The sequence below is a fragment of the Salipaludibacillus sp. CF4.18 genome (genome assembly GCF_051262595.1).
In the GTDB taxonomy this organism is placed as follows: domain Bacteria; phylum Bacillota; class Bacilli; order Bacillales; family Salisediminibacteriaceae; genus Salipaludibacillus; species Salipaludibacillus neizhouensis.
In genome coordinates, this window is record NZ_JBIMEV010000015.1 from 1 (window position 1) to 17,981 (window position 17,981).

Consider the following 17,981-nt stretch of genomic DNA (forward strand, 5'->3'; position numbering starts at 1 on the left):
ATTTGTCATGTATCCTACTATTTTTTGAAATTCATATAAATGTTCAATAAGGTATAGCTTGGGACATGGGGAGGAAGACTTCTTGGCACCCCATAGATAGTATTATCAACAACTCAGTTACTTGTTCTATCGAGCAGAGTGTCATAGTTTATTTTTGATTTGAACTTGAAGTACCTTTTCTAGCATAAAATTTCAATTTTTTTTGCTTCCGTTGTTATATTTTATTCTTATTCTCAATTCTGTTATACGCATGTACATTTAGGGCTAAAATGTTATCAGGTGAAACATTTTATATTGAGGCTAATATATATCTTCAAATAAAGGATTGATATTGACATACTTGCCAGTGTTCCTTTACCAATTCAAAGGAGTTATCTTAAATGAAGCGTATCTCAAACATTCAGTTATTTTCTTCTATTATGGTGTTTCAGGTTGGTAGCACAACCCTCTTTGCCTTAGGGATAGGAGCAAAACAGGATGCATGGATTGTTATCTTAATGGCCTTTGTTATATGTTTACCTCTACTATTGGTTTTCACTCAATTTCCTAAGTACTATCCTAATCAAAATTTTTCTGAAATCCTTAATAATACTGTGGGAAAAAAACTTGCCAAACCCTTGCTCCTTCTTTTCGGTTTATATTTCTTAAGTCAGACAACACACAATTTTTATGAATTTGGTATGCTGATCAATATGACTGCATTACCAAGAACGCCACTTTTAGTGATTTTGTATTTATTTACTATTGTAATCATTTACGTTCTTATTTTAGGTTTTGAAGTTTTGATGCGAACATTGGAAATATTATTCCCGTATTTTATACTTTTTTTGATAATTACTACTTTTGTGAATTTAGGGCCATTTGAAATTGATAGTTTACGACCCGTTTTAGGGGAAGGGCTGAAACCTGTGTTAGGAGAATTACCTACAGTTATTGCATTCCCATTTGCTGAAACGGTTGTATTTATTATGTTTTGGCACTATGTAAAAGACCAAAAATCCATACGTAAAATGACTTTTTTAGCTGTAAGTCTTTCAACATTATTGCTAATCTCATCTGTGGTTGTAATGATTGGTGTTTTAGGTCCAGAGCTAACTGCAAATACAGAAATCCCTTTATTAGAAACATTATTATCAATAAATATCGCTGAAATTATTACAAACTTAGATAGTATTGGTGTATTTATTATGTTTATTGGAGGGATTTATAAAACATCTTTACATTTTTTGGGTTTCAATTTAGCGATGACCTGGGTGTTTAATGGTAGCAACCCCAAGTGGTCAATCTCCATTTTCGGGCTTCTTTTACCACTATTGACAGTGTATCGTTTCTCTGGATTTGATGACCAAAGATGGAAAGGGATAGAGAATGGAATTTATAGTATTCTATTATTTGGATTTATTCCTGTTTTATTACTAATAATTATGTTTATAAAAAGAAAATCTTCCTCTCGAAAGGGGAATAATGATGCAAATTGATTTAACAATATTTAAAGCAGACCCATTGTTTACAATCATTATAATTGGGGGAAGCTTTTATACCCTAGTTCTATTATTGATTATTTTCTACCATGTGTTGGCGTTACTATTTAAAAGTTAAGATATCTTAGAAATAAATTCAATTACCAAACAATAATGACAATTAAAAAGCCAGAGTCCACTACCAAGGAAACTAGCAGTGGACATTTTTCTTCCTTATTCCTGGGGTTTAAACGGCCCTTGTATTAATCCGGAACTTCTTATATTTAAATGAACATTTACAGTATATGGTACTTCAGCAAATGTTTCAGCCCAATTGTCCTTTTCTTTATTCCAAACCTTTGGATATTCTTTATTTAAAGCCTCTCCAAAGCCGAAAATATCTGATTGGAAGTCTTGCTGTGCTTTACCTATTGCCTTCTTAATTTCTTTTTCAATTTCTTTTTCACCCTCCCCTTGTATTTGATTTAAATATTGAGTGATTTGTTTTCGGTTTTTAAGTTCAACAGTAGCTTCTTGTCCAATCAGGCTTGCTTTCTGGTCAACCTCAATGGTGAAGGAAATTTGATCTCCATTTTCAACCTTTGGTATGATTTTAGAATTGATTTCTTTCAATAGAATGGTCACAAACTTATCCTCTTGTAATAAAGAAGGAAGATAAATGGCACCTCTATTACTAGGTGGGCCTTCTTCTGTTATCCAGTTATATCCTCTTGTTTCGCTTTCATCTAGAAATCCAACTAACTTATCTTCTTTAAAAACAGCACTTCCTGAGAGTTTTAAAAGTTCAAAAGGTTCTATGTCTGTCTCTTCACGAGTCAGAACACTTACTACCGGATTTATTCCTGCGCCCAGTGTTTTTTTATAATAAGTAAGAAGATTAATGGCAGTGGCATTATGCTCCGTATTATCAAAAAGATCGTTTAAAAAATTAGCAGGTACGCGTGCGATATTATTTGCTTTTATTTCAAGGAGTTCTTTAGCACCTATATCTTTTGCAATTGAAAACCAAACATATCCTCGAACTTCTTTGCCTCGTTGAAACGTGTCAATAATTTGAATCAATCCTTCTCTTGCTGCATCTTCGCTTATAATAATCACCTTATTATGGGCGAAAAAACTTCTACGATCTATGGTTTGATTTGCTTTTCGCATTACTTCAGAGATTGTTTTTCCCGTAGTCGAAACCATTAAATATGGTCGATCAGGGGTAGGAGTTTGTGTACTTTCCGCTGCTGGTCTTAGATACTGTGAAGTTAATATAAAATCGCCCGTATCGGGATCCTTATCGATAGCCATTCCCACAACAATTCCAACGTCAGTTAATTCATTTCTATCCCAGCATCCGGTTAATAAAAAAAGGGAAATAAAGCACAAAAATATTTTCAACGTTTGTTCCTCTCCTTCCCTATGTTTTAGGATGTTTCGGTTTATTTTCTGAACCTTGCCTTTCGGATTTTTCCCAATTAATCGACTGAGGTCTTGATCGAAGAAGCCATAATGGCATACGGATAATGGAATCCTTCAATTCGTTTAGGAAAATTGGTCCCACTGGAGTTAAATAAGGTGTACCAAAAGAACGTAAGGAACATAAGTGTGTTACCAAAATAAACGTCCCTATTAACATTCCATAAAACCCTAGAGCTGCGGACAGGAAAAGGAGAAAAAACCTAGATAAAATGATGGAGTCATTTAAAGCGGGTACAACGAACCCCGTGATTGCAGTAAGGGCGACTACGATGACCATAGGTGCACTTACTAATCCAGCAGTCACAGCAGCCTCTCCAATGACTAACGCCCCTACAATACTAATAGCAGAACCAATTGGACGTGGCATTCGAACACCTGCTTCACTAAGTAATTGAAAAGTAATAATCATTATCATAGCTTCTAAAAATATAGGGAAGGGAACTTTTTCAGCTGATGCTACCATTGTTGTAAGCAGTTGCGCAGGGACCATTTCATGGTGGTATGTTGCAATGGAAACATAAATTGCTGGTGTATAAACTGTTAAAAAAAGAGCTAATAATCTTAATAACCTCAAAATTGAGGCTAAATAGGGTCTTGAATAATAGTCTTCTGGAACTTGAAACGTTTCAATTAATAATTGTGGCACCGTTAATACAAACGGACTCCCTTCACAAAAAATCGCAACCCTGCCCTCTAATATTTTTGCTGAAACCTTATCAGGCTTTTCACTATTCCCGATGGTAGGGAATGGTGAAAAAGGATGATCTTCAATAAATTGTTCAATATATCCCGATTCCAATATTGTATCTGTGTCGATTCGTTTTAAACGGTTTTTCACTTCTTCTACAACTTCAGAATTCGCAATACCTTCTATGTAACTAATGCGAATGTTTGTTTTTGTCTGTTTTCCAATTTTAATGTCCTCAAAAACTAAGTTTGAATTTTTAATTATTCTACGGATTAAGGTGGTATTTACTTTCAATACTTCATTAAATCCTTCTCGTGGCCCTCTTATATTTGCTTCCGTTTGAGGTTCTTCTACACTTCTTGACTCAAACCCTTGCGTACTTACAAGAAAAGCCGACTTATAGCCATCGATAAAAATAACAGTTTCTCCTGATAAGACACCATCGATTACATCATCAATTGTATCAACCTCTTTCATGTTTGAGGTGCTTAAGATCCTTTTTTTTACATTTGTAAAAAAGTCGGTTGATATCATGTTTTCAGTCTCTTTGAAAAAACCAGGCTCCATTAATGGTTTCATAATATGTAAATTAATATAATCTTCATTAACTAACCCATCGATAAAACTGATAAATACTTTGACAGGGGTTTGATTGTAAATCTCTAAATTCCTATACTTTACATCTACACTTTTTTTAAAGATTCGGTGCAATTCACGTGAATTTATTTCTACTTTTTTATCAACGAACTGAGCATTGTTCTGCTCTTTTTGATTCTCTTTTTTAGATGAAGATTTTAACGATTGAATTCTTTTTGCAATTTGAAATTTTTTTATCATTTTAGGTACCTCCTATTCTTTTGTATTCTTTGTTAAAGTAAGAAAAAAATGCATAGAATGTTCATGTGAGAAGGGGAGAAATTAGATAAAGAGGGTTGCATAATCAGGGGCTGGAGGAGCTAAATGGGGCTTTATATATCGGAAGATTACTCATATACGTACTCCATATACGATAAGAAGACGTATAAGATTCAAGGTTGTAAACTGAATACGAGATAGACGATGGCTAAGTTTACCTGTAATATATGAACTGAACTTTATGTGCAAGAACTGAGAGTAGTCATTAGCTTAAGAGAGAAATACGAAGATATGTTGGGGAGCACGATTTTTAATAGGATAAGGTTTGGTCTGCCATTTCGCCAGAGAACGAGGTAATAAAGAATTTTGGAAAGGTGGAGATTTGATTGACAGAACGACGAATCGTGATTGCAGGTACGGGAAGTGGAGTCGGGAAAACAACCATGACAATTGGTTTAATGTCAGCATTAAAAAAACGTGGTCTAACGGTACAAGGATTTAAGTGCGGACCTGATTTTATTGATCCGTCTTACCATACAGCTGTCACCAACCGATCGTCCCGTAATTTAGATAGTTGGATGTTTTCGAAAGATACGCTTTTAGATATTTTCACCCATGGTGCAGAAGGAGCAGATATTTCGATTATGGAAGGAGTCATGGGTTTTTTTGATGGAAAGAGTCCGGAAACAAATGAAGGAAGTACTGCTGATATTAGCATGATAACGAAAAGTCCTGTATTACTCGTTGTAAATTGTTCAAGCATGGCTAGAAGTGCAGCTGCCATTGTCAAAGGGTTTCAAGTATTTGCAGAGGGGCCACATATAGTTGGCGTTATTGCAAATAAAGTGGGTAGCGAAGGACACTTTCAGCTAGTAAAAAAAGCAATCGAACAGGAATGTGATATTCCTGTAATCGGCTATTTAAAACGTGAATTGGATATTGAAATTCCTGAGCGGCACCTAGGGTTGATACCATCAATTGAACGAGGTGATCTGGATTCCTTTTTTGATAGGTTAGGAGAGTTGATTCTTGAAACGATAGACATAGATAAACTTCTTGAGCTATCTGTTGTTGAACCAATTACGGTGAAAAATAAGTCTTCCCTTTTTGGAAGGGAAAAAGAGAAATTAGTCAAAATTGCCGTAGCAAAAGACGCTGCATTTAATTTTTATTATCCTGAAAATATAGAAATCCTCGAGGCTAAAGGTGCGGAAATTGTTTATTTTTCTCCTTTAGCGGATGATATAGTACCAGAGGGAGTGGACGGGCTCTACATTGGTGGCGGTTTTCCTGAAGAATTCGCAGGCAAGCTTGCTAGTAATATGAAAGTAAAACGTTCTTTAAAGGATGCGATTGAAAACGGATTACCTACACTGGCCGAGTGCGGGGGATTTATGTATTTAACAGATTCTATTGAAACCTCCGGGGAGACAAAACATCAAATGGTTGGCGTAATCCCGGGTAATATCCAAATGCAATCAAAATTAGCGGCATTAGGTTACAGAGAGGTCACTGGACAGAATAACAATTTTATACTTGGAGACGAAACCGCGAGAGGGCATGAATTTCATTATTCTTCCTTTCATACAGATGAGGAATCTCTTCCATATGCTTTTGAAACAAAAGGGATGCGAGGACTAAATAAAGAAGGCTATGTCACATACAATTTAATAGCCGGGTATACTCATATCCATTTTGCATCTTGTCCAGCCATTGTCGATAATTGGATTGAAAAGTGTTTGGAGAGTAAGGGAAGTAAAGATCTCCAAAGTTAAACTCTTGGAGACAAACTTCTAACTATTTTCTTTAAAGTAACTAGAAATTGCATTTTTTAAATGTCCCTTTTCTCTCTCTAGATAGTTCTTAGCTAGCGGGAGTTCTGTTTGGGTAATATTTATAAAAATAGCGGCCTTTAGATCATGATTGCTTTTAGTCATTAAATCTTTTGCTTCATTTTCTGATATGTTTACTAAATCCATTAAGGTTTGTTCTGCTCGCTTTACTAGTTTCTTGTTTATTAGTTGCATATCGACCATTTGGTTTTGGTAGACCTTACCTAGCTGAATCATCGTTGCAGTTGATATCATGTTTAAAATAATTTTCTGTGCCGTTCCTGCTTTTAATCTAGTAGAACCTCTGATGACTTCGGGTCCGGCAATAACTTCAATCCCGCAATCACTTAATTGTGAAGAAATAGTATTATGATTACAGCTTATTGAGACTGCTTTGGCCCCTAGTTTTTTAGCATACTTGATAGCTGAAACGGAATAAGGTGTTGAACCACTTGCACTTACCCCAATAACAACATCTTTTTTATTTAAAGAATGGTTTCTCAGTTCATTTTCTATAATTGCTATTTCGTCCTCGTGTTGTTCAAGCGGACTCCACATCGCTTCTTTACCACCAGCAATTAAGCCAATCCATCGATTATCTTCAATGGAAAAGGTTGGACCTAATTCGACTGCATCAAGTACACCTAGCCTTCCACTTGTACCAGCCCCCACTACAATTACTCGTCCACCAAGTTTCCACTGTTCAACAATCAAATCCACAGCCTTAGCGACATTCGGTAAAGCTTGTTTGATGCCTTGATGAATGGCTCGGTCTTCCTCTAACATAAGAGTAACGATATTCATTGATCCCATTTCATCAATTGTTAAGCTATTTACATTCACTGATTCTGTTACATTAAGATCATTCATTCTTTACACACTCCCAATCTCAAGGGCTAAAATCTTTTTAGATCAATCATGAATTTGTATCTGTCCGCACGATAAGATGATTTGACAACTTCAAATATGGTTTGATCATCTAGCTTCGAACTTCGCTCCATAAGCATGATAGGTGACTGGTCAGAAATGTCAAGATACTTAACTTCTTGTTCATTTGCAATGGCAGCTTCAATTATTTGTGTTCCACTAGCAATCTTCATATGAAGGGTATCCTCAATATATTTATACAATGAATTCTGAACAATTTCTTCAGTTAATCCTTGCACTAAATTAGCAGAGATATAGGTTCGCTCTAGAGCCATGGGAATTTCTTCTGCTAAACGAATCCTTACTATCTCATAGACTGGATCATGTTCTTGGATATCTAATGATTTAGCAAGTTTAAGATGAGCTGGAATAATTTTAAATTTAATTAATTTACTACTTGCCTTCATTCCTCTAGCTTTCATATCTTCAGTAAAGCTAGTTAAACCTTGTAAATCTTGTTCGAATTTTTTTTCCATAACGAAAGTTCCTTTGCCTTTAACACGATAAAGGTATCGTTCGTTTACAAGGTTTATTATTGCTTGTCTAATAGTCATTCTGCTAATTCCATATTTGTCGGAATATTCTCGTTCAGAAGGAAGAATATCACCAGGGACTAGTTGCCCACTGTCAATCAACTGCTTGATATATTCTTCCAGTTGATGATATATAGGTATAGGGGAATTTTTATTTATCACATCAGGTCACCCTTCCGGTAATTGAAAACCAATTTTTGGTCTTTCCTAGTAATTTTATAGCAGAATTGATGAAGGTACAACAGTATTCTGTAGTGCATCATAATCTGAAATAATTGTAACTTGGGAATGTTGATTAAGAACAGAAGCAGGAAAAGTTGGATCAATTTGACCATGAAGTAATCTTGCCAAAGCTTTACTTTTATTTTCTCCAGATACTAAAAGAAGTATTTCTTTACTCTTCATTATCGTGTCGATTCCCATTGTGATTGCTTTTTTGGGCACTATTTCCATATTGTCGAAAAATCTAGCATTTGCTTGACGGGTATCATTAGTTAAATTGACAACATGTGTTGCGGTTTTAAAAGAGGTGCCAGGTTCATTGAACCCAATATGTCCATTACTCCCTAAACCTAGTAATTGTAAATCAATTCCATCATGATTTGCAATTTGTTGTTCGTAATCTTCACACTCTTTTTCAACATCTATTGCTTCTCCATTAGGAATATGAGTTTTCTGTTCGGGAATATTAATGTAATTAAAAAAATTAGACTTCATATAGTAATGATAGCTGTTTTGATTGAGGGGGTCTAAACCGATGTATTCGTCTAAATTAAACGTCGATACCTCTTGATAAGAAGTTTGATTTTGCTTGTGATCTTCAATGAGACACTTATAGGTTTCAATCGGGGTACTACCAGTTGCTAATCCAAGTACTAGTTGTGGATGTTTATGAATATGTTCAACAATAATATCAGCGGCAGTTTTACTCATATCGGTATAATTTTTAACGGTTATTAATTTCAATTTTCATAGCTCCTTTACGAAATGAAAGACTTCAGCATGTATTTGTATTTACCATCATTGACTAAAGTACACCTCTATTAAATATACTTCCTCATAAAAAGCAAAACTCCATCAAAAAATGAATAGAAAAAAATAGTACTCAGATACTAATTTTAAAAATGTTTTACACACTTGCCATCATTTGATATTACACTTATAAGACTTTTATAATATCACCTATAAATATAGTTGTCTATACATATATGATAATCGAGAGGGGATTATCAAAATGAAAAGGCTTAATAATGTATGTATACTATATTATTAAGAATAAATAGTTAAAGGTATAGACAACTATAACATACCGTGCTAAGATTTATATTAGTTATATTGTTAGTTTATTTATTTATATTTAGTAGTAATTATTTCATTATTAATCTAAAGGAGTGGAAAAGTGATGATGAGTTTTTTACAGAAAATTGGTAAATCTTTAATGTTACCAATTGCAGTTTTACCTGCAGCGGCTCTCCTGCTGCGTTTGGGACAACCGGATATGTTTGATGTCCCATTTATCGCAAATTCAGGGGATGCAATTTTTGCGAACTTAGCATTATTATTTGCTATTGGTGTTGCGATTGGAATTTCGAAGGATGGTAATGGAGCAGCTGGTTTAGCAGGTGCAATTGGTTACTTGGTATTAACAAATGGTATTGAAGCAATTAATGAAAGTATTGATATGGGAGTGTTAGGTGGCATTATAACCGGTGTTATTGCTGGTCTTTTATACAACCGCTTTCATAATATTAAATTACCAGAGTGGTTAGGTTTCTTTGGGGGACGTCGGTTCGTTCCTATTATAACCGCTACTACAATGGTTCTACTTGCTGGAATATTTGGTTTCGTATGGCCTCCTATTCAGGAAGGTATTAATGCAATTGGTCAGTGGATGATCAGTGCAGGAGCAGTTGGAGTTGGTGCATTTGGTTTCTTAAATCGTTTGTTAATCCCACTTGGACTTCACCATGTATTAAACACACTTGTATGGTTTGAGTTTGGGGAGTTTACTAATGCTGCAGGAGATGTTGTAAGGGGGGATCTATCCCGTTTCTTTGCGAAAGACCCTTCCGCAGGGATATTCATGGCAGGTTTCTTTCCAGTAATGATGTTCGGTCTCCCGGCTGCTGGTTTAGCGATGATTGTTACAGCGAAAAAGCATCGTCGAAAAGCTGTGACTGGACTTATTGGTGGTGTTGCGTTTACTGCATTTTTAACAGGTATTACGGAACCAATTGAATTTATGTTTATGTTTTTATCACCTTTACTATATGTTATTCACGCAGTACTCACAGGAAGTTCATTTGTTGTTGTATACCTATTGGATATTCATCATGGGTTTGGTTTTTCAGCAGGGGCAATTGACTTTTTCTTGAATTTAGGTATTGCACAGCGTCCATGGTTATTATTTGGGATAGGAATTCTATACGGTTTAATTTACTTCTTTGTATTTGTCGGCTTAATCAAAGTCCTAAATCTTAAAACTCCTGGTCGTGAAGATGAAGATGAAGAAGAATACGAAGAAACTACTGTGCCAATTAAGGGCACTGGGGATAAATACGAAGATATGGCAAATCAGTTTATCCGCGCCTTAGGTGGAAAAGAAAATATTTCTCACATTGACAACTGTGCAACTCGCCTTCGTTTAACAGTTGAAGATACAGGGATAATTAATGAAAAGTCTCTGAAAGCAAATGGTGCTAAAGGTACGATGAAGATTAGTGAAAAGAATTATCAAGTGATCGTTGGAACAAACGTGGAATTTGTCGCGGATGCTATGAAAAGAAATGTTAAATCTGACTGATACACACGGAGAGTTAATGAATAAATAATAGGTTTTTAGCTTATAAATCAAGACGTTTCTTAATTACATCGTAATTAAGAAACGTCTATTTTAGATTTATACAGTTCTTATTTTCTTTTTAGTTTTGTTTTACATCAGGAAATATTCTTACCAAACAAACCTACGAATTTAGGAGTAAGAAGCTAGTTTTGTTCATGATAACTCGGGCAAACCATTTTTCTTTCTCTGCCAACAACACTCTGAAGCGACATCCGTCGAGACCACTCGAAGCATACTCGGAAGTAATGCTCGTTCCTACGATGTATTCAGTCGTTGGCACGGAAGAAATCGCTCACGTCGAAATGATTGCCACGATGATTGCACAACTTTTGGATGGGGCGCCGGCTCATGATCAAGAGCAAGGAGTAAAAGATCCAGCGGTTGAAGCAGTTCTTGGTGGGATGAAACCTCAGCACGCAATTGTAAATGGACTCGGTGCACAGCCGAATGATGCTTCCGGGTATCCGTGGAATGCACGTTACACCATTGCGAGTGGAAATTTATTAGCAGATTTCAGGGCGAATCTGAATGCAGAGTCACAAGGGCGGCTCCAAGTAGTTCGTCTCTATGAAATGACGACAGATCCGGGAGTAAGAGATATGCTTTCCTTCTTAATTGCACGGGATAAGATGCATCAAAACCAGTGGATGGCAGCAATAGAAGAGCTCGAAAAATCACAAGGTGCAGTTGTACCCAGTACCTTTAATCCTGAATTTGAAAAGCAGGAAGTTGCTTATTCTTTCATGAATTTTTCAGAAGGCGAAGAAAGCAGTACTGGGCGCTGGGCAAATGGTAAAGCGCTAGATGGAGTTGGAACGTTTAACTATGTACAAAATCCAGGAGCAAATGGTCAAGTACCTTCGCTAAAACTACCACCAAACTACATTCATGGAACTCCACCTACCAACGGCGTTAATCCAATGCAGTAATAACGTTTGTGTTAAAAGCGAAGGTTCATTTTCACGAAAAACGTCCAAGAGACTTTAGTCTCTTGGACGTTTTAACAGAATATTAAGGCGTTATAGATTACTCAAAATGCTCTTTTATATACCTGTTTTCTTCTTCCTCAGTCATTAAACCAGTTGCTCGGCCGATTGTTCCGCCTTGTAATTTCCAGATTGTGTTGTGGTCTTCGTCAGCACGAGAAAAGTCACCACTTTCCCACCTTTCAAGAATACTAAGATAAATAGTCTTATTCTCATACTCATTTGCTTCAACTACATCTATTAATCGCTTAATACGTCCTTCTGTAATAAATATCTTTCCCCATTTTCGGTCTGCAGTTATCTTTTGATGGCTCATATGATGCATAGCTTTTTTCACTTTATTCTCTGGCATATCGTCTGCAAATTCTTCTGCTACCTCCTCAGAAGATGGAATATTTCCGACAATAACTTCAACATCCTCAGCAATTTCATCGTTATCATTATTCATGGTTTCTGCTTCATCAGGAGACTCCACAATTTTTTCTATAACTTTTTCTGTATTTAGAAAAACGTATGTAAGGATTCCTGCAGCAACTGCAATAACAGTAAGTGTGATATAAACTAATTTCACTTTCTTTCAAGCTCCTTCCATTAAAATAACGTATTGAGGTGATTGCACCATGTTCATTCAATGGATAAAGTTGTTTAAAAACCCATCATTTTACTATGACATGATGGGCTTTCAAAATCAATGAGTTATTTCTCTAAATCCGATAACTAAAAACCTAAAATCCCCCTCACACTTTGAACATAACTTTGGCTAATTGGAAGGCTAGCACCTCTTGGTTCTTTTAATGTAACCTCTAAATTAGACGCTATATCACGAGAAAACTGTTTTATATAAGCGATGTTTACGATATAGGATCGATGAATACGAATAAAAGAGTCTGATAATCTTAATTCTAATGTTTTAAGAGGGTATTTTGAAGTGAAGCAATCATCGTCTGTATAGATGATTGTTTTCTTTTGGTTACTTTCTATATAAATAATCCGTTCCACAGCTATTGGGATCCAAAGCTCGTCACTTTTACCAACGATAAAAGAAAGCGGTTTTTGAATGGCAATAGAATATTCTGGTGGCAAAATGACGGTTAAAGCGCCACTTAAACCGGAATCTGCATCTTCAAGTGGATAACCAACTCCATAATAAGAGGTACCAAACACTGACTTATCAACCAAAGATTCTACTCTGCTTTTTTGCATATAAACACGTTCAGTAATACTTCCAGAAGGAATCAGTTGTCCTTGACTAATATGAATATCATGCCTTCCAGGAATGTAAGTGATGTACTTATCTCCACTCGCAATTGCAATAGAGGCTTCTTCAGGAACCCAATCTTCAATGAACGAAGAAAATTGTTGAACGACATTACTCTGCAAAATTTTCACTCCTTCTTCTTTGATATACTTTTCCGAATCTTTCGATTAATCATGATTATTTTCATTCTATCCAGAAATATTATGTTCTGTCAATTTACGACGTAAAAAGAACTCTTCTATTATACAATAAACAATATATTCCACTTGTAAACAGTGTAAAGGAAAGGAATCACTGTTTCTTCATAGCAACAAATTTTTTTATAACTTAAAATGAAAGCGCTTTAATTTGGAACCTGTTAAAAAAAATTTGTTAAATCAATAATGAATAGAGTCTTTGAAAAAAGATTCAATAGGTAGAAACAGCAGGTTCTGAAACAAGATGTAAGATTAAAAGAGTCCTACAATAAGTAGTTAATAAGGGACAATTTATCAAGGAGGCTATTAAACATGTTATCACAAACAATCTCTTCACAAAATGCCAATCACAATTTAAAAAACTATGAGGAGAAAGTCAATTCCCATGAATGGTCGCAAGTGGAAAAAAACTTTTCTTGGCATAAAACCGGTCTTGTTAACATGGCTCACGAAGCGATAGATCGTCACGCGAATTCGGAAAAAGGAAGTAAAATAGCATTATATTATTCTGACCAAAATAGAGAAGACAATTATACATTTAAAGACATGAGGGATTCCTCTAATAAAGCAGGAAATGTCTTGAAAAGCGTTGGTGTAACAAAGGGAGACCGTGTATTCATTTTTATGCCCCGATCTCCTGAACTCTATTTCATCTTATTAGGAACGATTAAACTAGGTGCAATTGCCGGACCACTATTTGAAGCTTTTATGGAGGGTGCTGTAAAGGATCGTTTGGAAGATAGTGGTGCAAAAGTTCTTGTCACAACTCCTGAATTGATTGGACGTGTTCCGGTTGATGAACTTCCCGAACTTGAGAAGATTGTTCTCGTAGGAAATGGCGTAAAAGAAGATGAACAGACGATTGATTATTATCATCGTTTTGAACAAGCGAGTAGCTCGTTGAAGGTGGAATGGGTGGATCGCGAAGACGGAATGATTTTACATTATACATCTGGTTCAACTGGAAAGCCTAAAGGAGTTTTACACGTTCATAATGTCATGATCCAACAATACCAAACTGCAAAATGGGTGCTTGATCTAAAAGATGATGATGTCTACTGGTGTACCGCAGATCCAGGATGGGTGACAGGGACATCTTACGGCATATTTGCACCATGGTTAGCCGGAGTTTCAAATGTGATTCGTGGAGGCCGATTTAGTCCCGATGACTGGTATCAAACTTTGGAAAAATATCAAGTCACGGTATGGTATAGTGCCCCGACAGCTTTTCGTATGTTAATGGGTGCTGGAGAAGAAATTATTGAGAAACACAATCTTTCTTCTTTAAGGCATGTGTTAAGTGTCGGAGAGCCATTAAACCCAGAAGTGATTAGATGGGGGATGAAAGTGATGAACTTGAGAATCCACGACACATGGTGGATGACAGAAACTGGAGCTCAACTTATCTGTAATTATCCGTCGATGGATATTAAACCCGGATCAATGGGAAAACCAATTCCGGGGGTCGAAGCGGCGATAGTCGATGACGAAGGGAATGTGCTTCCTCCAAACAGCATGGGAAATCTAGCGATCAAAAAAGGGTGGCCATCGATGATGAAAGCCATTTGGAATCGCCAGGAAAAGTTTGACTCGTATTTCCTTGCTGGTGATTGGTATGTATCAGGAGACTCGGCTTACATGGATGAAGAAGGATACTTTTGGTTCCAAGGGCGGGTTGATGATGTCATCATGACGGCTGGAGAACGTGTCGGTCCATTTGAGGTAGAAAGTAAACTACTTGAACACCCTGCTGTAGCAGAGGCTGGGGTAATCGGTAAACCGGATCCTGTTCGTGGGGAAATTATTAAAGCCTTTATTTCATTAAGAGATGGATATGAACTTAGTGATGAACTTCAAGAAGAGATTCGTAACTTCGTTAAAAAAGGCTTGTCTGCACACGTGGCGCCAAGAGAATTTGAATTTAGAGACTCTTTACCGAAAACCAGAAGTGGAAAAATCATGAGAAGAGTGTTAAAGGCATGGGACCTCGACCTTCCAACAGGTGATTTATCTACAATGGAATCTTAAATAACTTCGTTTTGACTGTTTCAGCATATTTTGTTGTTTAGGAAAGAAGATTAAAGTAACAAAAGGCGGCGGTTCCAGCGGAAAAAAACATTTTCCGCGGAAAGATCCGCCCTGAAATAACTACCTTCTTATAAAGAGTGATTAGTAGGTTGGGAATTCACCGTTAATTGAACAAGGTGATCTGTACTTAAAAAAGGATGCCAAAGCTCGATAGAATCGAAGGAGGAATAGATATGAAAACAACAAAAAACAGGTGGCTCATTGCCTTATCTGCAATTGCTATTCACCTTTCCATTGGGGCAGCATATGCCTACAGTGTTTATACAAATCCAATCAACGATGCGATGGGGTGGTCGACAACGGAAATTACGTATGCGTTTACAATCATGATGGCACTCGGTGGATTGTCAGCTGCTTTCTTTGGCAGTTTTGTTGAAAAAAACGGTCCAAGAAAATCTGCTATACTGGCCGCAATTCTGTTTGGTCTGGGACAGGCAGGAGCAGGTTTTGCCACTCAGATTGATTCGCTTCTTCTTTTTCTCTTAACATACGGTTTAGCAAGTGGACTAGGGCTCGGGATAGGCTATATCGCGCCGGTTTCCACTCTCGTTAAATGGTTTCCTGACCGAAGAGGGTTAGCTACAGGAATGGCAGTCATGGGTTTTGGTGCAGGAGCACTTATCACTGCACCAGTGGCAGCTAGCCTGATGGGTTCTGTGGGAATTACAAACACATTTTATATTTTAGGTGCGAGTTATTTTGTTCTTATTTTATTAGGAGCCTCCTATATTGCTCCACCTCCTAAGGATTGGATGCCGGACGGGATGAAAAAAGACATTGCTTCTGGTAAAAAAGTTGTTAAGAAAGACTTGTCAGAATTAACTGCAAAACAAGCAGTGAAAACAAGACGTTTTTGGATGCTGTGGACAATGATGCTCATTAACACGACTGCAGGAATTATGATGATTTCAGTCGCTTCTCCTATGGCGCAGGAAGTTGTTGGATTAACTGCGGCAGCTGCTGCAACGTTAGTAGGAATTATGGGGATTTTTAATGGTGGCGGTAGACTTGCGTGGGCTGCTATTTCAGACTACATTGGAAGACCAACTGTATTCATCATTTTCTTTATCCTCCAACTAATTACATTCATCACGCTTCCAAATATCACAAGCGTATTAGTGTTTCAAGCACTGATATTAGTAGTTGTCAGCTGTTACGGAGGTGGATTTTCAAATCTTCCAGCTTTCATTGGTGATTTATTTGGGACAAAACAACTGGGTGCCATTCATGGTTTTCTTTTAACGACTTGGTCTTTAGGAGGGATTTTAGGACCTGTCTTAGTCTCACAAATTAGAGAGAGAACGGATAGTTATATTCCGGTATTTTATGTTTTTACAGGGTTAATATTAGTTGCCTTTGTAGTTGCTATCTTCCTTCAATTAGAAATTAAAAGTGTCGAAAAGAAAAAACAAGAAAAACAACAAATTACTGCTTAATAGTTTTTTAAGAGAATTTATAAAATTGGCAGCTATCTTTACGCCACAAGTATCAAGGGAAACCCACTCTCCTTTCGAGTAGCACCTACACGAAATTACGTCGGTGCTACTCGGTGTGGCTAAAGATCACGCTGTATTTAATAAAAGACGGCTATGCCGTTTTTCTTAAGGAACCCTTTTGACTCTTAATTGCGAAATGACTTCTTATTTTATGGAAGAAGTCATTTCGCTTTTTATTGTTTTTTTGCAACTAAATTTGGAAATTTCTGTAGTCACCACACGCTTCTTTTTCCCTATGTTACAATGTTAGAGTTAATATTATTATACATCCGACATTCTAAGTGAAGGAGACAAATAGATGCACTTTTTTTTCAAGTTTGGACTTAACCTCATAAAAATGAGGAACTCTACGATCATTCTTTTCACATTAATTTTTGTTGCACTATGCTCTCTTATTGTTTATTGGCTAGAACCTGATAATTTCGAAAGTATTGCAAACTCCTTTTATTTTGTCATGACAACGTTTTCCACTGTTGGATACGGTGATTACTCTCCGGTTTCATTAGCTGGAAAAATGTTTGCTGTCTTGATGTATTTGTTAGGTATAGGTTTGTTAGGTGTCGTTATTGGTAAAATTGTTGATGCATTTTCGATATTCAGGAGAAAAAAGGAGGAAGGTAAATTGAATTATGTGAATGAAAATCACATTATTATCATCGGTTGGGGAAAGAAAACAGAATCTGCAGTGACGGAGCTATTAGAATCAAGTGTAGATGGTGAAGTTGTTGTTATCGATGTTTTACCAAAGTCTCCTTTTGATATAACTGAAAACAGGCTTCATTATATTCAAGGTGAGGCCACAGAGGAAGATACATTACTAAAAGCCAATATTACAAAAGCAAAATCAGTGATTGTTTTTTCAGATGATAAAATTCAAGGCTACTCCCTGCAGGATGCTAAAACATTATCAATAGCTATAACAGTAGAACGAGTTGCTCCAAATGTTCATACCACCGTTGAAATTATGGTTGAGAAAAATGCTTCTAACTTTGCGCACGTGAAAGTCGATGAAGTTATTTTATCGCAGAATACCACATCTACCTTAGCCGTACGTTCAGCAATGTATAAAGGGGTTAGTAAAATTTATTCTCAGCTTATGAGTAGACAACATGGTGATGATCTTTATAAAGTGGAAGTAAATGAAAAATGGCTGACATATCGTGATGCTTTTCAAGATTTGCTACAGCAAGGAGCGACGTTAATTGCTGACCGTGATCATTTAAATATAAACAGACGGTTGGACGAAAAAATACCAAAAGAAGCGGTTCTTTATGTTATATGTGATACGGAAACATACAAACTTTTATTAAAATAATAGGCTGTTGCCGTAA

General features: G+C 36.4%; 14 protein-coding genes. 7 read left to right on the top strand and 7 right to left on the bottom strand.

The annotated features are described in order from the left end of the window. Positions 1–380: 380 nt before the first annotated feature. The gene (locus ACHABW_RS11390; RefSeq protein WP_435755421.1) at positions 381–1,478 is read left to right on the top strand and encodes a GerAB/ArcD/ProY family transporter; all 1,098 of its coding nucleotides are present in this window, start codon (positions 381–383) and stop codon (positions 1,476–1,478) included. A gap of 216 nt (positions 1,479–1,694) precedes the next feature. On the opposite strand, the gene ACHABW_RS11395 is transcribed toward ACHABW_RS11390, so the two are convergent. Both ACHABW_RS11395 and ACHABW_RS11400 read right to left on the bottom strand, forming a co-directional pair. Further along, the gene (locus ACHABW_RS11395; RefSeq protein ID WP_435755422.1) at positions 1,695–2,867 is read right to left on the bottom strand and encodes a Ger(x)C family spore germination protein; all 1,173 of its coding nucleotides are present in this window, start codon (positions 2,865–2,867) and stop codon (positions 1,695–1,697) included. Between the two features lie 19 nt (positions 2,868–2,886). Next, a complete protein-coding gene (locus tag ACHABW_RS11400; RefSeq protein ID WP_435755423.1) occupies positions 2,887–4,473 on the bottom strand; it encodes a spore germination protein in 1,587 nt (528 codons plus the stop codon). A gap of 404 nt (positions 4,474–4,877) precedes the next feature. Here ACHABW_RS11400 and ACHABW_RS11405 point away from each other — a divergent pair, with 404 nt between their 5' ends. Next, complete coding sequence (locus ACHABW_RS11405; RefSeq protein WP_435755424.1) at positions 4,878–6,266, top strand: cobyrinate a,c-diamide synthase; 1,389 nt, start codon at positions 4,878–4,880, stop codon at positions 6,264–6,266. A gap of 18 nt (positions 6,267–6,284) precedes the next feature. Here ACHABW_RS11405 and murQ read toward each other — a convergent pair whose 3' ends face one another. Genes murQ through nagB form a run of 3 tightly spaced genes read right to left on the bottom strand, consistent with a single transcriptional unit; the run spans position 6,285 to position 8,749 of the window. Continuing rightward, on the bottom strand, positions 6,285–7,193 hold the full coding sequence (gene murQ, locus ACHABW_RS11410) for an N-acetylmuramic acid 6-phosphate etherase (RefSeq protein WP_435755425.1): 909 nt from the start codon (positions 7,191–7,193) through the stop codon (positions 6,285–6,287). 26 nt (positions 7,194–7,219) lie between these two features. After that, positions 7,220–7,945: a GntR family transcriptional regulator gene (locus ACHABW_RS11415; RefSeq protein ID WP_435755426.1), complete on the bottom strand. Its 726-nt coding sequence runs from the start codon at positions 7,943–7,945 to the stop codon at positions 7,220–7,222. A 54-nt stretch (positions 7,946–7,999) separates the two neighbouring features. After that, entirely contained in the window at positions 8,000–8,749 is a 750-nt protein-coding gene (nagB, locus tag ACHABW_RS11420) for a glucosamine-6-phosphate deaminase (protein ID WP_110934630.1), read from the bottom strand. 436 nt (positions 8,750–9,185) lie between these two features. Here nagB and nagE point away from each other — a divergent pair, with 436 nt between their 5' ends. Continuing rightward, on the top strand, positions 9,186–10,586 hold the full coding sequence (gene nagE / locus ACHABW_RS11425; RefSeq protein ID WP_435755427.1) for an N-acetylglucosamine-specific PTS transporter subunit IIBC: 1,401 nt from the start codon (positions 9,186–9,188) through the stop codon (positions 10,584–10,586). Between the two features lie 188 nt (positions 10,587–10,774). Further along, the gene (locus ACHABW_RS11430) at positions 10,775–11,554 is read left to right on the top strand and encodes a manganese catalase family protein (RefSeq protein ID WP_435755428.1); all 780 of its coding nucleotides are present in this window, start codon (positions 10,775–10,777) and stop codon (positions 11,552–11,554) included. A 97-nt stretch (positions 11,555–11,651) separates the two neighbouring features. Here ACHABW_RS11430 and ACHABW_RS11435 read toward each other — a convergent pair whose 3' ends face one another. Both ACHABW_RS11435 and ACHABW_RS11440 read right to left on the bottom strand, forming a co-directional pair. After that, positions 11,652–12,182, bottom strand: coding sequence for a DUF6241 domain-containing protein (locus tag ACHABW_RS11435; protein WP_435755429.1), 531 nt, complete (start codon positions 12,180–12,182; stop codon positions 11,652–11,654). Positions 12,183–12,328: 146 nt separating this feature from the next. Beyond that, complete coding sequence (locus tag ACHABW_RS11440) at positions 12,329–12,991, bottom strand: LytR/AlgR family response regulator transcription factor (protein WP_435755430.1); 663 nt, start codon at positions 12,989–12,991, stop codon at positions 12,329–12,331. A gap of 387 nt (positions 12,992–13,378) precedes the next feature. Here ACHABW_RS11440 and acsA point away from each other — a divergent pair, with 387 nt between their 5' ends. The 3 genes from acsA to ACHABW_RS11455 all read left to right on the top strand — a co-directional run bounded on the left by acsA (position 13,379) and on the right by ACHABW_RS11455 (position 17,965). Then, positions 13,379–15,094, top strand: coding sequence for an acetate--CoA ligase (acsA, locus tag ACHABW_RS11445; protein ID WP_435755431.1), 1,716 nt, complete (start codon positions 13,379–13,381; stop codon positions 15,092–15,094). Between the two features lie 233 nt (positions 15,095–15,327). Further along, complete coding sequence (locus tag ACHABW_RS11450) at positions 15,328–16,590, top strand: L-lactate MFS transporter (protein ID WP_435755432.1); 1,263 nt, start codon at positions 15,328–15,330, stop codon at positions 16,588–16,590. A gap of 358 nt (positions 16,591–16,948) precedes the next feature. Then, a complete protein-coding gene (locus ACHABW_RS11455; RefSeq protein ID WP_435755433.1) occupies positions 16,949–17,965 on the top strand; it encodes a potassium channel family protein in 1,017 nt (338 codons plus the stop codon). Positions 17,966–17,981: the final 16 nt, after the last annotated feature.

What these genes read in the sequence shown, in the direction of transcription:
- ACHABW_RS11390 (WP_435755421.1), top strand. Translation starts at nt 381, where the DNA reads ATGAAGCGTATCTCAAACATTCAGTTATTTTCTTCTATTATGGTGTTT.
- ACHABW_RS11400 (WP_435755423.1), bottom strand. Translation starts at nt 4,473, where the DNA reads ATGATAAAAAAATTTCAAATTGCAAAAAGAATTCAATCGTTAAAATCT.
- murQ (WP_435755425.1), bottom strand. Translation starts at nt 7,193, where the DNA reads ATGAATGATCTTAATGTAACAGAATCAGTGAATGTAAATAGCTTAACA.
- nagE (WP_435755427.1), top strand. Translation starts at nt 9,186, where the DNA reads ATGATGAGTTTTTTACAGAAAATTGGTAAATCTTTAATGTTACCAATT.
- acsA (WP_435755431.1), top strand. Translation starts at nt 13,379, where the DNA reads ATGTTATCACAAACAATCTCTTCACAAAATGCCAATCACAATTTAAAA.
- ACHABW_RS11450 (WP_435755432.1), top strand. Translation starts at nt 15,328, where the DNA reads ATGAAAACAACAAAAAACAGGTGGCTCATTGCCTTATCTGCAATTGCT.
- ACHABW_RS11455 (WP_435755433.1), top strand. Translation starts at nt 16,949, where the DNA reads ATGCACTTTTTTTTCAAGTTTGGACTTAACCTCATAAAAATGAGGAAC.